Annotated in this window: 9 protein-coding genes; all 9 read right to left on the reverse strand. The window is 72.8% G+C overall.

Annotated features, from left to right (window positions below; all coding sequences use genetic code 11):
* Positions 1–214: 214 nt before the first annotated feature.
* The gene (locus ACIQNG_RS17790) at positions 215–1,267 is read right to left on the reverse strand and encodes a sugar phosphate isomerase/epimerase family protein (protein WP_401424731.1); all 1,053 of its coding nucleotides are present in this window, start codon (positions 1,265–1,267) and stop codon (positions 215–217) included.
* A gap of 43 nt (positions 1,268–1,310) precedes the next feature.
* On the reverse strand, positions 1,311–2,768 hold the full coding sequence (locus ACIQNG_RS17795) for a nucleotide pyrophosphatase/phosphodiesterase family protein (protein WP_401485941.1): 1,458 nt from the start codon (positions 2,766–2,768) through the stop codon (positions 1,311–1,313).
* Complete coding sequence (gene eboE, locus ACIQNG_RS17800; RefSeq protein WP_401424733.1) at positions 2,765–3,934, reverse strand: metabolite traffic protein EboE; 1,170 nt, start codon at positions 3,932–3,934, stop codon at positions 2,765–2,767. Before eboE ends, ACIQNG_RS17795 begins: the two co-directional genes overlap by 4 nt.
* 3 nt (positions 3,935–3,937) lie before the next feature.
* Positions 3,938–4,786, reverse strand: coding sequence for a TatD family hydrolase (locus tag ACIQNG_RS17805; protein ID WP_401424735.1), 849 nt, complete (start codon positions 4,784–4,786; stop codon positions 3,938–3,940).
* Positions 4,786–5,463: an EboA domain-containing protein gene (locus tag ACIQNG_RS17810; RefSeq protein WP_401485944.1), complete on the reverse strand. Its 678-nt coding sequence runs from the start codon at positions 5,461–5,463 to the stop codon at positions 4,786–4,788. Before ACIQNG_RS17810 ends, ACIQNG_RS17805 begins: the two co-directional genes overlap by 1 nt.
* A complete protein-coding gene (locus ACIQNG_RS17815) occupies positions 5,460–6,365 on the reverse strand; it encodes a sugar phosphate isomerase/epimerase family protein (RefSeq protein WP_401485946.1) in 906 nt (301 codons plus the stop codon). Before ACIQNG_RS17815 ends, ACIQNG_RS17810 begins: the two co-directional genes overlap by 4 nt.
* Positions 6,362–7,273, reverse strand: coding sequence for an SCO3242 family prenyltransferase (locus tag ACIQNG_RS17820; protein ID WP_401486312.1), 912 nt, complete (start codon positions 7,271–7,273; stop codon positions 6,362–6,364). The genes ACIQNG_RS17815 and ACIQNG_RS17820 overlap by 4 nt, the downstream gene beginning before the upstream one ends.
* Positions 7,274–8,823: 1,550 nt before the next feature.
* A complete protein-coding gene (locus ACIQNG_RS17825; protein WP_401485947.1) occupies positions 8,824–9,993 on the reverse strand; it encodes an inositol-3-phosphate synthase in 1,170 nt (389 codons plus the stop codon).
* A gap of 204 nt (positions 9,994–10,197) precedes the next feature.
* Positions 10,198–13,920 (reverse strand): ThuA domain-containing protein, encoded by a 3,723-nt coding sequence (locus ACIQNG_RS17830; RefSeq protein ID WP_401485949.1) that lies wholly within the window; start codon positions 13,918–13,920, stop codon positions 10,198–10,200.
* Positions 13,921–14,029: the final 109 nt, after the last annotated feature.

The raw sequence follows: 14,029 nt of genomic DNA on the forward strand, positions 1-14,029 counted from the left end.
GCCCCGACCGGCTCACCGGCAGGACCCGCCGCCGCAGCACGTCCCCACCACGTCTTCGCGTCCGTCCGGGGCTGCGCCTAGGACAGCGCGTCCCGACCTGCCGAAGGAGGCCCTCCCCAGCCGGGGGAGGGCCTCCTCGCGGTCCATCGACCAACGACGGTGCCGCGCCGCTGCTTCTACGGCGGTGGCGGCGCCGTCCGCTCCATGGTGGCCGTCAGCACTTCTCGCGCAGGGAGTGCAGGTGGGCGCTGGAGCGGCGGGCGAAGGACAGGGAGTCGGCGGGGTTGTCGTGCTCGGCCTGCCAGTGGTGGTAGGTGCGCTGGCCCCGCAGCCGGGTGACGGCGGAGATGAAGCGCTGGTAGTCGATGTCGCCGTCGCCGACGTCGGTCATGTTGTAGCCGTAGGCGGTCGACGGGTCGTACTCGCCGTCCTTGACGTGGAACAGCGGATAGCGGTCGGGCTGGCGCAGGACGTAGCGCACCGGGTCGAAGGGGGCGGGTGTGCCGTCGGGGCGCTTGGAGAAGCGGTGCTGGCCGACGAACGCCCAGTAGATGTCCATCTCCAGGTAGACGAGGTCGGGGTCGGTCTCGGCGAGCAGTACGTCGTAGAGCCGGACCTTGGGGTTGTCGGTGGCGAAGGAGAACTCCTCGGAATGGTTGTGCTGGTAGAACTTCATGCCTCGGGCCCTGGCCGCCGCGCCGTAGGTGTTGAACTCCTCGGCGGCGCGCTTCCAGGCGTCGACGGTCGAGCCGTAGCGGAAGGGGCCGGAGGCGGTGCCGATGTGCTTGAGGCCGAGGGCCTGGGCGTCGTCCAGGACCTTGGTGAGGTTCTGGGCGAAGGTGTAGGCGTTCGGGTCGTTGGAGTAGTAGCCGACGTGGCTGCCGATCGGGTTCAGCCCGTGGTTGCGTGCCAGCCGCTTGAGCTGGGCGAGGGTGATGGGGCCCGCCGAGCCCTGGCTGTAGCCGGCCAGTTCGATCTCGTCGTAGCCGTACCGCTCCAGCTCGGCGAAGACGGGGGCGAAGCCGAGGGTGGAGATCTTGTCGCGCAGGCTGTAGAGCTGGATGCCGAGCCGGCCGGGCGGCAGGACGGGGCGGCCCCGGCCGCCGCGCCGGTCGGCGGAGTCGGTGGCGGCCTGCGCGGGGACGGCGGCGCCACCGACCAGGGCGGCGGCGGTGGCACCCGCGGCCACGCCGAGCATGCCGCGTCTGCTGAGGCGGTGGGCCAGTTCGGGGTCCTGGGCCTGGCTGGCGCGAGGCGTGCGGCTCATGGGAACTCCTTGTGCTGGGAGGGCGTTGTCAGTGGTGAGTGCTTCACTTGTGAGCAGTCGGATCGCCGGGTCCGACGGGCCGGCCGAGGCCGGCGAGGTGGAGCAGGAGTGACTTGACATCGGTGGCCGCGAGGCGGTCTCCGACAGCGCGGGGGGTGGAGCAGATGATGAGCGGACCGTCGTCGTCGCTCAGGGGAAGTCGGCCGTGGCTGCCTCGAACAGGCGAGGGATCCAGAGGCACGACCGCCATGCGGTAGCGCATGCCGAGTTTCTTGCGGGCCAGCGCGGTCGCCGCTTTGACCTTGACGTAGGGGTCGTGGGGATCCATGAACAGTTCGACCGGGTCGTAGCCGGGTTTGCGGTGGATCTCCACGAGCTGCGCGAAGTCGGGCGCGAGGTCGTCGTCCAGCCAGTAGTAGTAGGTGAACCAGGCGTCCGGCTCTGCCACGGCGACGAGTTCACCGGCGCGCGGATGGTCGAGCCGGTGGGCCTTCTTGTCCTCGTCGTCCAGGAGTCGCTCGATGCCGGGCAGATCGGCGAGGGCGGCGCGGGTGGCGTCGAGGTCCTCGGGGCGGCGCACATAGATGTGGGCGATCTGGTGGTCGGCGACGGCGAAGGCACGTGAGGCCATCGGGTCGAGGTACTCCATACCGGCCTGGGTGTGGACCTCCAGCAGTCCGGCCCGGCGCAGCGCGCGGTTGATGTCGACCGGGCGGCTCACCGGGGTGATGCCGTACTCGGAGAGTGCGACGACGGTGCGTCCTTCGGCGCGGGCGTCGTCCAGGAGCGGGGCAAGGGCCTGGTCCAGGGCGGCGGCGGCCCGGTGGGCGCGGGGGTCGTCGGGGCCGTGGCGCTGGAGGTCGTAGTCGAGGTGCGGGAGGTAGCAGAGGGTGAGATCGGGACGGCGGGTGCGGTTGATGTGGCGGGTGGCGTCGATGAGCCACTGGCTGGAGACCAGATCGGCGGTGGGGCCCCAGTAGTGGAAGAGGGGGAAGGTGCCGAGCTTCTCGGTGAGTTCGTCGTGGAGGGCGGGTGGACGGGTGTAGCAGTCGGGTTCCTTGCGGCCGTCGGCGTAGTAGACGGGGCGGGGGGTGACGGTGTAGTCGGTGTCGGCGCCCATGGCGTACCACCAGCCGACGTTGGCGACGGTGTAGCCGGGGTGGGCGCGGCGGGCGGCGTCCCAGATCTTGTCGCCCGTGACCAGGGCGTTGTGCTGGCGCCAGAGCAGGACCTCGCCGAGTTCGCGGAAGTACCAGCCGTTGCCGACGATGCCGTGCTCGGAGGGGGTGGTGCCGGTGAGGAAGGTGGACTGGGCGGAGCAGGTGACGGCCGGCAGGACGGTGCCGAGCGGGGCACGGGAGCCGGAGGTGGCGACGGAGGCGAGGTGGGGCATGTGGTCGAGGAGCCGGGGGGTGAGACCGACGACGTCCACGACCAGGAGCGGGGTCGGGCGGCCGGTCTCGGGCCGGGTGTCGGCGGTGGGCGGCGGGGGCGGGGTCACGGCAGCTCCTTGAGACCGAGGTCCGTCAGCAGGTCGCGGGCGAGGGTGAGTTCGGCGGCGATGCCGTCGGCGAGCTGACTGCGGGCGCGGGGGCGCAGTTCGGGCGGGAGCGCCTGCCAGGTGTAGGTCTCGACCTCCAGGTGGCGGGTGAGCGGGACGGGGCCGCCCACCAGGCGGGCCAGGGTGGTGCGCAGGACCGGGAGGGTGGAGGTGAGGGGTGCCGCGGGGGCGGCGTGCAGGGGGACGTGGAAGTGGGAGCGCCACGGCGCGCCTTCGGGGAGTCGCTCCCCGGCGAGGGCTTCGCCGAGGTCGTCGGTGCCGCGCAGTCCGGCGGCGGTGGCGGTGCGGGTCTGGTGCAGGAAGCGGGGTTCGTCGAAGGCGGCGAGGGCCGTGCGGACCTCGGGGAGATGGGGGTGTTCGGCGTGCAGGGCGGCGGAGAGCTGGGATTTGACGATGGGGACACCGGCCCGGGTGAGGGCGTCCAGGGCGGTGTCCGGGTCCTCGAAGGAGGTGGCGAGGTGGCAGGTGTCGACGCAGATGCCGATGCGGGGGTGGCCGATCGCGGTGAGTGGGGCGAGGGCGTCGGCGGTGGTCTCGACGACACAGCCGGGTTCGGGTTCCAGGCCGATGCGCAGGGAGCGGCCGGTGAGTTCCTCCAGCGCGTCGAGGCGTTCGGCGAGGGTGAGCAGGGCCGTGTGGGCGGCGGCGGTGCGCTCGGGTCCGGCGGCGGTGCGCCAGGCGAGGGGCAGGGTGGAGACACTGCCTTCGGTGACGTCGTCGGGGAGCAGTCCGGCGAGCAGCCGGGCCAGGGCGGTGGTGTGCTCCAGGCGTTCGGGGTCGGCCCAGTCCGGTTTGTACACGCGGTACTTGACCTCTTCGGCGCCGAAGCCCTCGTAGGGGAAGCCGTTGAGGGTGACGACCTCCAGGCCGCGCTGGTCGAGTTCGGTGCGCAGGGTGCGCAGGGCGGACGGGTCGGAGACCAGGGTGCCGGCGGCGTCCTTGGCGAGCCACAGGCCGATGCCGAGGCGGTCGCGGCCGAGGCGGCGGCGGACGGGTTCGCAGTGGTCGCGGAGTTGGGCGAGGACGCCGTCGAAGGTCTCGGCGGGGTGGACGTTGGTGCAGTAGGCCAGGTGGACGGTGGAGCCGTCGGGGTGGCGGAAGCGCATCGCTCACTCCCCGCCGCGGAGGATGGAGTTGCCCTCGTGGGTGGCGTCGGTGTCGGCGACGTCGAGGTTCAGCCGGCCGCTGAGCCCGTAGAAGGCGACCGGGTTGCGCCACAGCACCCGGTCGACGTCGTCCTCGGAGAAGCCCTCGGCGAGCATGAGGTCGCCGACCTTGCGGGTCTTGAGGGGGTCGCTGCGGCCCCAGTCGGCGGCGGAGTTGACGAGCACCTTCTCGGGGCCGTGGGCGCGGAGCACGGCGACCATCCGGCTCTCGTCCATCTTGGTGTCGGGATAGACGGAGAAGCCGAGCCAGCAGCCGCTGTCCTTGGCTTCCTTGACGGTGGTTTCGTTGAGGTGGTCGATGAGGACACGGTCCAGGGGCAGCGCGGACTCGCGGACGACGTCGATGGTGCGGCGCAGCCCGGCGAGCTTGTCGCGGTGCGGGGTGTGCACGAGGGCGGGCAGTTCGTGGTCGGCGGCGAGCTGGAGCTGGGTGGCGAGGGCGTGGTCCTCGGCCGGGGTCATGGAGTCGTAGCCGATCTCGCCGACGGCGACGACCTGGTCCTTCATGAGATAGCGGGGGAGTTCGTCCAGGACGGGGGTGCAGCGCGGGTCGTTGGCCTCTTTGGGGTTGAGGGCGATCGTGCAGTGGTGGGCGATGCCGTACTGGGCGGCGCGGAAGGGTTCCCAGCCGAGGAGGGAGTCGAAGTAGTCGAGGAAGCTGGTGGGAGAGGTGCGGGGCTGGCCGAGCCAGAAGGCGGGTTCGACCACGGCGCGGACGCCCGCGGCGTACATGGCCTCGTAGTCGTCGGTGGTCCTGGAGGACATGTGGATGTGGGGGTCGAAGATGCGCATCAGGACTCCTTGCCGTGGGGTTCGGCCGTGCTCACCTGGGGTGCGGCCTCGGTCAGGGCCAGCACGCGGCGCAGATCCTCGGGGACGGGACGGCCCGCGGCGGTGCGTTCGGCGGCGTAGTCGGCGAGCATCCGGGCGAGTTCCGGGTCGCCGGCGGCCCGTCGGGCGAGATCCGTGACCTCGGTGAGGGGGACTCCGGTGAACAGGCACTTGAGGACCGCGTGGCGCCAGGCGTGGGCGGTGAGATGGCGGGCGCCGTAGGGGCCGAGGGCGGCGGAGACGAGCCGGGTGTCGTTGGTGCGCAGGGCGTCCTCGACCAGGGGGAGGGCCTGTGGGCCGGGCACGAGATGGGGCAGGGCGTGCAGCACGGCGCGGCGTTCGGCGGCGGTGCCCTGGGCGTAGACCCGGGTCAGGGCGGCGGTGTCGGCGTGGGCGGCGTGCAGGATCAGGACGCGGGCGGCGTCGGCGTGGTCGGGGCCGCAGCGGCGGCCGGCCTCGGCGAGGCGCAGTTCCCACGCGGAGATGGGTCCGTGACTGCCGGGGTGGTCGGCGGCCTCGGTGAGGGCCCGGTCGAGCCAGGTGCGGGCGTCGGGGTCGAGCCGGGCGGTGAGACGGGTGCGCAGTTCGCCCAGGGGGGTGCCGGTGGGCTGGGGGTCCAGGCTGCTGCGGGGGTTCATCGGGGGCTCCCTTGTGGGGATGGCGTGGCGTGTCGGAGGAACGGGAGGGAGAGTTCGGCGTAGTGCGGGCCCGCGTGGGAGTGGCGGGGCAGTTCCACGACGGTCAGTCCCTGGTAGCCGGTGCCGGCCAGGGCGGCCAGGACAGCGGGGAAGTCCATCTCGCCCTCGCCCAGCGGGAGGTGCTCGTGGACGCCGCGGCGCATGTCCTCGATCTGGACGTGGCGCAGCCAGGGGGCGGCGGCGCGGACGCAGTCGGCGGGCGGGAGCGGTTCCAGGCACTGGCAGTGGCCGAGGTCCAGGGTGAGGCCGAGGTGCTCGGGGTCGCCGAGTTCGTGGCGCAGCCGGTGGAAGTCGGCGAGGGTGGCGAGGAGGTGGCCGGGTTCGGGTTCGACGGCGAGCGGGACGCCCGCGGTGGCGGCGGCGTCCAGGACGGGGGTGAGGGAGTCGGCGAGGCGTTTCCAGGCGGTGTCCGGGTCGGTGCCGTCGGGGAGGGTGCCGCTGAAGCAGTGCACGGCGTGCGCGCCGAGGTCGGCGGCGATCCGTACGGCCCGGATCAGGAGATCCACCCGGCGTGCGCGGTCCTCGGGTGCGGGGTCGAGCAGGGAGGGTCCGTGTTTGCGGCGTGGGTCGAGCACATAGCGTGCGCCGGTCTCGACGGTGACCTCCAGGCCGAGTGCGCCGAGCAGCGCGGCCGTGCTGCGGGTGCGGGCCGCCACGTCCGGGGCGAACGGGTCGAGGTGCATGTGGTCGAGGGTGAGCCCGACGCCGTCGTAGCCGAGGTCGGCGAGGAGGTGGAGGGCGTCGGCGAGCCGGAGGTCGGCGAGCCCGTTGGTGCCGTAGCCGAAGCGGAGGGGGTGGGGGTGGGGATCGGGGGGTGCGGCGGGGTGGGGATCGGGGGTCATGTGACGCTCACCTTCTTCGCGAAGCGGGCCGCGAGGGGGCCGAGGGCGGCGATGGCCAGCGCGGTGACCGGGGCGCCGGATCTGGCCGAGAGGGCGGCCTGGAGCGGGATGGTGGCGCGGATGCCGCCGCCGACGGCGCGTTGGGTGAGCGGGGGTGAGGGGTTGAGGGCCGCGTGGAAGTAGGGGCGGGCCGCGGTGGTGGCGTAGAGGGCGGCCAGGGCGGTCCGCAGTTCGGCGGCGCCGGGTCGGAGCCGGGTGACGGCGGACAGCGCGGCCCGGGGGGTGGTGCCCGGCAGGCCCCGGGTGGCTGCGTCGCCGGGGCCTGCCGGGGGTCGGGTGGTGACCTGGGTCAGGAAGGCGGTGGCGGCCAGGGCGGCGAGCGGGGCGAGCGGGGTGCCGCCCCCGGTCTCGTGGCGGGAGACGGTGGTGACCGCGAGGGTGTGGGTGCCGAGGAGCGCCGCGGAGGGCAGGGCCTCGCGGGTCCGGCCCTGGGTGGCGGCGGCGCCCATCAGCAGGTCCAGGGCGCGGGCCCCGGCCATCGCGACGGGGCCGGCCGGAGTGCGTTTGAGGCCCAGGTCGTACGCCCAGACGGTGGCCGCGAGCGGGGCGGCGACCGTGAGGGCCGGGCGGCCGGCCCGGGCGGCCAGCGCCAGCCCCGCCACGGTGAGGGCACCGGCGGCGGCGAGGGCGGCGCCCGGGCGGATACGGCCGGAGGGGAGGGGGCGGTGGGGGCGTTCGGCGGCGTCCTCCTCCCGGTCCGCCCAGTCGTTGAGAGCCATACCGGCCTCGTAGAGGCAGAGGGAGGCGCCGATGGCGAGCACGGTGCGGGAGGAAGGGCGCACCTGGGCCGCGGCGGCACCGGCCAGGGCGTCCCCGGGCACGGTGAACAGGGCGGGCAGCCGCAGCAGTTCGGCCCAGGCGCGGAGTCTGGCGGGGGCGGGGAGGCAGCCGCCGGGTGCGGTGGAGTGCGGCGCGCCGGGAGTGCCGCACTCCGAGGTGCCGGGCGCGCGGCCCTCCGCGGCACCGGGCTCGCTGTGCTCCGATGTGTCGGGCTCGCTGCCCTCTGTGGCGCCGGGCTCGCTGCCCTCTGTGGTGCCGGGTGATCGGGTGCTGACTGTCGGGGCGGGTGTGTGGTCGGCTGCGGGGGCGGAGGGCTGAGCGGGTGTGGGGCCGGAGGGCTGAGCGGTTGCGGGACCGGGTGCCGCATCAGTTGGCGGGGCCGGAGGCTCGCTGCCCGCCGGGCCGGGTGACGGACCGGCCACGGGACCGGGTGACCCGGCGTCCGTCGGGCCGGAGGGGCCGCCGTGCACTCCACCAGACGGCCGACCACCCGCCGCACCGGGCGACGAGTCGGCTGATGGGGCCGGAGGCTCGCTGCCCGCCGGGCCAGGTGACGGACCGGCCACGGGACCGGGTGACCCGGCGTCCGTCGGGCCGGAGGGGCCGCCGTGCACTCCACCAGACGGCCGACCACCCGCCGCACCGGGCGACGAGTCGGCTGATGGGGCCGGAGGCTCGCTGCCCGCCGGGCCAGGTGACGGACCGACCACGGGACCGGGTGACCCGGCGTCCGTCGGGCCGGAGGGGCCGCCGTGCACTCCACCAGACGGCCGACCACCCGCCGCACCGGGCGACGAGTCGGCTGATGGGGCCGGGGGCTCGCTGCCCGCCGGGCCGGGTGGCGGACCGGCCACGGGACCGGGTGACCCGGCGTCCGTCGGGCCGGAGGGGCCGCCGTGCGCTCCACCAGACGGCCGGCCGGCCGCCGCACCGGGGGTCGGGTCGGCTGGCGGGGGCGGGGGGACGTTGTCCGGGGGGTCGGGCAGTCGGCCGATGGCCGGTTCGGGCGCCGCAGCAGCGGTCGGGCCGGCCTGTGCGGCGCCTTCGTGGTGTCCGGTGTCCGCGACGTCGAGGCCCTCGCCCTCACCGGCATGTCCGTGGTCGCCCGCTGTCCGTCCCTCGGTGTCGCGCGCGCGTCCTTCGCGGTGCTCGGCACGGCCGACGACCTGCAACACGCGGGGCTCCCGTGCCGCCGCACGGGGGAAGCCGGTGCGGGCGGTGCGGGGCGGCAGTTGCTCCGACACCAGAGGGGAGGGCATGTGCTCCGACCCAGGGCGGGGAGGGGCCTGCCGGGAGGGGGTCGCGCCCGGCACCGTTCGCCGGGCTCGCGCGTCCGAGCCGGGGAGTCGTACGGGGACCGTCCGCAGCACGGAGAAGAGGGATCGCGCCCCCGGAGCGGTGGCACACCCTCCGGACTCGGCGCCGCCGGAAACGCCGCTCCGGCGCTGCCGGGACCCCGTGGCCGAGCCGTCCGCGACGCCCCGCAGGACATCCACCGCCCGGGCCACGGCACCGGCACCGGCACCAGCACCAGCACCAGCACCAGCACCAGCACCGATCCTCGTCCCGCTCCCGGCAGGGATCCGCGCTGTCAGGCTCCCCAGTAGCGTCCGCAACCTCATGTCCGCTCCTCTCCGGTCGTCCCGTCCGGCGCCGACCGCAGCCGCTGGGCGAAGGCCAGCAGTTCCACGTACTGCTCCCCGAGGGCCGCCGGCCCCTCCCCCACCGGGTCCTTGAAGTAGAAGCCGAGTGGGGGCAGCGGGCCCGTGAGGCCGATCTCGTGGGCGCGGGCGGTCAGTCGGGCCAGGTCCAGGACCAGGGGCGCGGCGAGTGCCGAGTCGCAGCCCTGCCAGATGGTCTGCATGACCATGCGGGTGCCGAGGAAGCCGTCGAAGGCGATGTGGTCCCAGGCGGTCTTCCAGTCGCCGAGGGACGGGACGTCGTCGATGTGGACCTCGCCCTCGGGGGCGGTGCCCAGGGTGTCGGCGAGGACCCGTTCCTTGCCGGCGTTCTTCGCCGCGGCGGCGGCCGGGTCGGCGAGGGCGGCACCGTCGCCGCCGCCGAGCAGGTTGCTGCCGGACCAGGCCCGTACCCGCAGGGCGCGCTGGGCGAACATCGGGCCCAGGACGGAGCGCAGGAGCGTCTGGCCGGTCTTGCCGTCGCGCCCGGCGTGGGGCGGTCGCGGCCCGTCCTCCTCGGCCGCGAGGGCCTCGATCTCGCGGACGGCGGCCGGGTGCTGCATGCCTTGCGACGGGGTGAAGTTGACGTAGGAGCAGCCCGAGCGGAGGGCGGCGAGGGCGTAGAGGGTGCTGGGGGGCAGGGCGTCGCCCGTGGGGACGGGTTCGGTGGAGGCGACGTTGATCACCACGGTGCGGGCCAAGCGGTGGCGCCGGGTGAAGTCCTGGATGTCGGCGGTGAAGGCCGCGATCAGTTCGGCCTCGCTCCTGGTGTCGCCCGGGGTGGGGCCGCCCGGTCGGATCTCACGGTCCGCGGCGGCCAGTTCGGCGGCGACGGCCGTCGTCAGGCCGGGTGGGATGACGCCTCCGGCGGTGAGGGTCTCGGCGCGTTTGGGCAGCGGGCAGTCCACGGTGTCGTGGCCGCCGAAGACCAGGTCGGCGAGGGCGGGCAGACCGCTGTCGGTGAACGCGGGGGTCTCGGTGACCATGCCGGTGGGCGGGTGCAGTCCCGCGGTGACGGCGGCACATCCCGTGACTACGGTCGTGGCGACGGAGCCTCGGGCTCCGATCAGCCACACTCCCACACGCGGTCGGGAGAGGGACGCGGACATGGGCAGCCTCCTTGTCGTGCGCGAACCGGGGGGCGAGAGGGAGAGGGGAAAGGGATAGGGATAGGGATAGAGGAGGGGGAGGGCGGGAGACGGCGGGCGGGGGTCCGGCGTCCCCCGCCCGCCGCCGTTCGGTGGTCCGGCGAGCCGTTCCCACGACTCACCGTTCAGGTGTCCGGCGGGCCGTCCGGCCGGCTCGCCGTTCGGTTACCCGGTGGGCAGTTCCTTCAACTGGATGTTGCGGAAGGAGACCTGGTCGTCGGCGCCGTGGTTCTGGAGGCCGATGTGCCCGTCGGTCAGGCTGCGCTGGGGGTCCTTGTTGGTGAAGTCATTGATCTTGACTCCGTTGAGGAACACCTGGAGGCGTTCGCCCTGGACCCTGATCTCGTAGGAGTTCCACTGGCCGGGCGGCCGAAGAACCTGGTCACGGGCCTTGATGTTGGCCGATTTGAACGAGTAGACGGATCCGGTGGTGCGCTCGGGCGCGTCGGTGGCGTCGATCTGGATCTCGTAGCCCTTGTTCACCGCGGACCAGGGGTCGTCGGAGGCCGGGAAGCCGACGAAGATCCCGGAGTTGTCGTCGCCCTGCATCTTCCAGTCGAGCTTGAGGGAGTACGACTTCAGCTCCTTGGCCTGGTACCAGAGCAGACCCATGCCGCCTTCGGACTGCAGGGCGCCGTTGCTGACGGTGAACTTGCCGGGTCCGGCCTGCTTCCAGCCGTCGAGGGTCTGGCCGTTGAAGATCTTCCGGTAGTCCTTGCCCGGCTTGCAGTCGGCCTTGACCTGGCCGGTGGCGTACTGCATGCCGCCGAGCAGATGGGCGCGGAAGGCTTCCTCGGTGTAGGACTCCTTGGTGTGGCCGCCGCCGGTGTAGAAGGAGCGACCGCCGCCGTAGCTCTGGCACCAGGCGATCGGGTGGTCGCCCTTCATGCTGCCGCCCTGGTAGGTCGTCTCGTCCAGGGTGGCGAGGACCTTGGCCTGCTCGCGCGGGTTGGTGCGGTAGTTGTACCACTCGTCGGTGCGCTCCCAGGTGTCGCCCAGGTGTGCGGTGGACGGGTGGTCGTGGTCCTCGACGCGGACGGTGGCCTTCTGGATGGCCGGGTGCGAGGTGAAGTAGGCGCCGACGAGGCCGCCGTAGAACTCCCAGTCGTACTCGGTGTCGGCGGCGGCGTGGATGCCGAGGTAGCCGCCGCCGTTCTTGACGTAGTTCTCGAAGGCCGCCTGCTGGTCGGCGTTGAGGACGTCACCGGTGGTGGAGAGGAAGGCGACGGCGTCGTACTTGGCGAGGTTGGCCGTGGTGAACTGGCGGGCCTCCTCGGTGGCGTCGACCGTGATGCCGGCCGGGGCGCCCAACTCCTTCAGCGCGGCGACGCCGGCCGGGATGGAGTCGTGCCGGAACCCGGCGGTCTTGGAGAAGACCAGGACCTTCTTGCCGCCCTTGAACGGCTCCTTGGAGAACTCGAAGTCGTCCAGGTCGTACAGCGCGCCCGGGCCGCCCTTGAAGACCAGGAAGATCTCCGAGGTGCGCTTGGGCAGGGACCGCAGCGGCACGTCGACGTTCTGGAAGGTCTCCCAGCCGCCGGTCGGCGGGATGTAGGCCGAGCCGTGGAGCGGGCCGTCGGGCGAGCCGGTGCGCAGTTCGATGAAGCCGCCCGCGCCGCCGGAGGAGGCGCGTACGGTCATCTTCTTCTGCCCGTCGAACTTGTAGGGCGTGAAGGAGATCCAGTCGCCGTCGTCGATGTCGCCGACGGTCTTGCCGCCGTTGGCGGCGGGCTTGTCGTACGTCCGGATGCCCGACTGGGCGCCGAAGTGCTCGGCCTGGCGGTGCAGCGGCTGGAGCACGGTACGGGCGGTGCCGGTCAGCGTCTCCTGGCCGTTGGCGCCGCCGTCGGTGTAGCTGGCGCCGACGACGCCGTAGATGTTGGCGTTGGGGTCGTGGCCGCCGTCACCGGGGGGCGGTTTGAGGGTGCCCTCGCAGCCCATTTCGCTGGTCAGTTCGTGGGCGTGGGAGTCGTGGCCGAGGCTGTAGGAGACCTTGACCTTGGAGCAGTCGACCGTCTCCTCGGGGTCGGTGACGGTCACCTTGAAGGGGACGGGCTTGCCGAACTCGGCGAGGGTGCCGTTGCCGGGGACGTCGATCCGCACCTTGGGTTCGGTGTTGCCGACGACGATCCGGACGCTGGCGTTGCCGGTGTTGCCCTCGGGGTCCTTCGCGGTGAAGGTGGCGGTGTAGGTGCCGACCTTCTTGTAGCGGTGGGTGGGGTTGAGGCCCTCGCCCTTGGTGCCGTCGCCGAAGTCCCAGCCGTAGGTGAGATTCGGGGAGTCGGCGTCCTTGGCGGAGGCGGTGAAGGCGACCTTCAGACCGGCCGCGCCGGAGGTCTTGTCGGCGCTCACCTCGGCGATCGGGGAGAAGCCGTCCTGGGCGTACTCGATCCGGTACAGCGCGGAGTGCTCGTCGCCCTGGAACCAGGAGACGCCGTAGTCGAGGACGTAGAGCGCGCCGTCGGGGCCGAACTCCATGTCCATGATCTGGGTGCCGGTCCACGGGAAGTCGTTGATCTTCGCGACGGAGCCGTCGGCGTTCTGCTCGATCCGCTTGATCCAGCGGCGGCCGAACTCGCCGGCGAAGAAGTCCCCGTCGTACGCCTCGGGGAACTTCACGCTGGAGTCGAGCGCGGCGTCGTAGCGGTAGACCGGGCCGGCCATCGGGGACTCGGAGCCGCTGCCGAACTCGGGCAGGGAACCACCGTCGTACGGGATCCAGGCGGCCTGCGCGGGCGGCAGGTCGACCAGGCCGGTGTTGTGCCGGGAGGTGTTCTTCGGGGCGGCGCAGTCGAATTTCTCACCGGAGGTGCCGGTGGCGAAGTCGTAGTCGACGTATGCCTCGTTGTTGCCGGTGCAGAACGGCCAGCCGAAGTTGGCGGCCTCGGTGACCTTGGCGAACTCGACCTGTCCGGCCGGGCCCCGGTTGGGGTTGGCGGAGCCCGCGTCGGGGCCGTAGTCGCCCACGTACACGATGCCGGTCTTGTCGTCGACGCTCATCCGGAACGGGTTGCGGAAGCCCATCGCGTAGATCTCGGGGCGGGTCTTGTCCGTGCCCGGGGCGAAGAGGTTGCCGTCCGGGACGGTGTACGAGCCGTCCGCGGCGACCTTGATACGGAGGATCTTGCCGCGCAGGTCGTTGGTGTTGCCGGAGGTGCGGCGGGCGTCGAACGCGGGGTTGCGGTTGTCGCGTTCGTCGATCGGGGTGTAGCCGTCGGAGGCGAAGGGGTTGGTGTCGTCGCCGGTCGACAGGTACAGGTTGCCGGCCGCGTCGAAGTCGATGTCGCCGCCGACGTGGCAGCAGATGCCGCGGGAGGCCGCGACGTCCAGGACCTTCTTCTCGCTGGCCAGGTCAAGGGTGCCGTTGGCGTTCAGGACGAAGCGGGAGAGCCGGTTGACGCCGTCGAACTTCGCGAAGTCGGCCGCGGTGCCGGTCTCCGGGGCGTCGCCCGCGGGGGTGTCCAGCGGCGGGGCGTAGTAGAGGTAGATCGCCCGGTTGTTCTTGAAGTCCGGGTCGATGCCGACGCCCTGGAGGCCCTCCTCGTCGTGGCTGTACACGTCGAGCTTGCCGGCGACCTTGGTGACGCCGCCCTGGTCGGTGAGGCGCAGGGTGCCGTCGCGTGAGGTGTGCAGGACACTGCGGTCGGGGAGGACGGCGAGCGACATCGGCTCGCCCATCTCGGGTTCGCCCTTGGCGAGCGGCACCTGCTGGAACTGCTCCTCGGCGACCGCCGGTTCGTCGTGTTCCGGGTGGCCGGGGTGAGCGCCTGCGACGGTCGCCGGGGTGCCCACGGCCAGCAACAGGCCGGTGAACAGGGCGAGGGTGGTGCGGAGCCTGCGGCGCCTCGGGGGGTGGGCGCTTTCGGTTCTCGTTCTGGTTCTGTGCACGAAGTCCCTCCGGGGAACGGGTGGGCCGTACGGGTCGGGGTGCGAAGGCGTGCGGTGCGGGCGCCGGGGTGCGCCGTCACCCCGGAGGTCTGTGTGTCCTGAACACTTC

It is taken from the genome of Streptomyces sp. NPDC091377 (assembly GCF_044757045.1).
Lineage (GTDB): Bacteria > Actinomycetota > Actinomycetes > Streptomycetales > Streptomycetaceae > Streptomyces.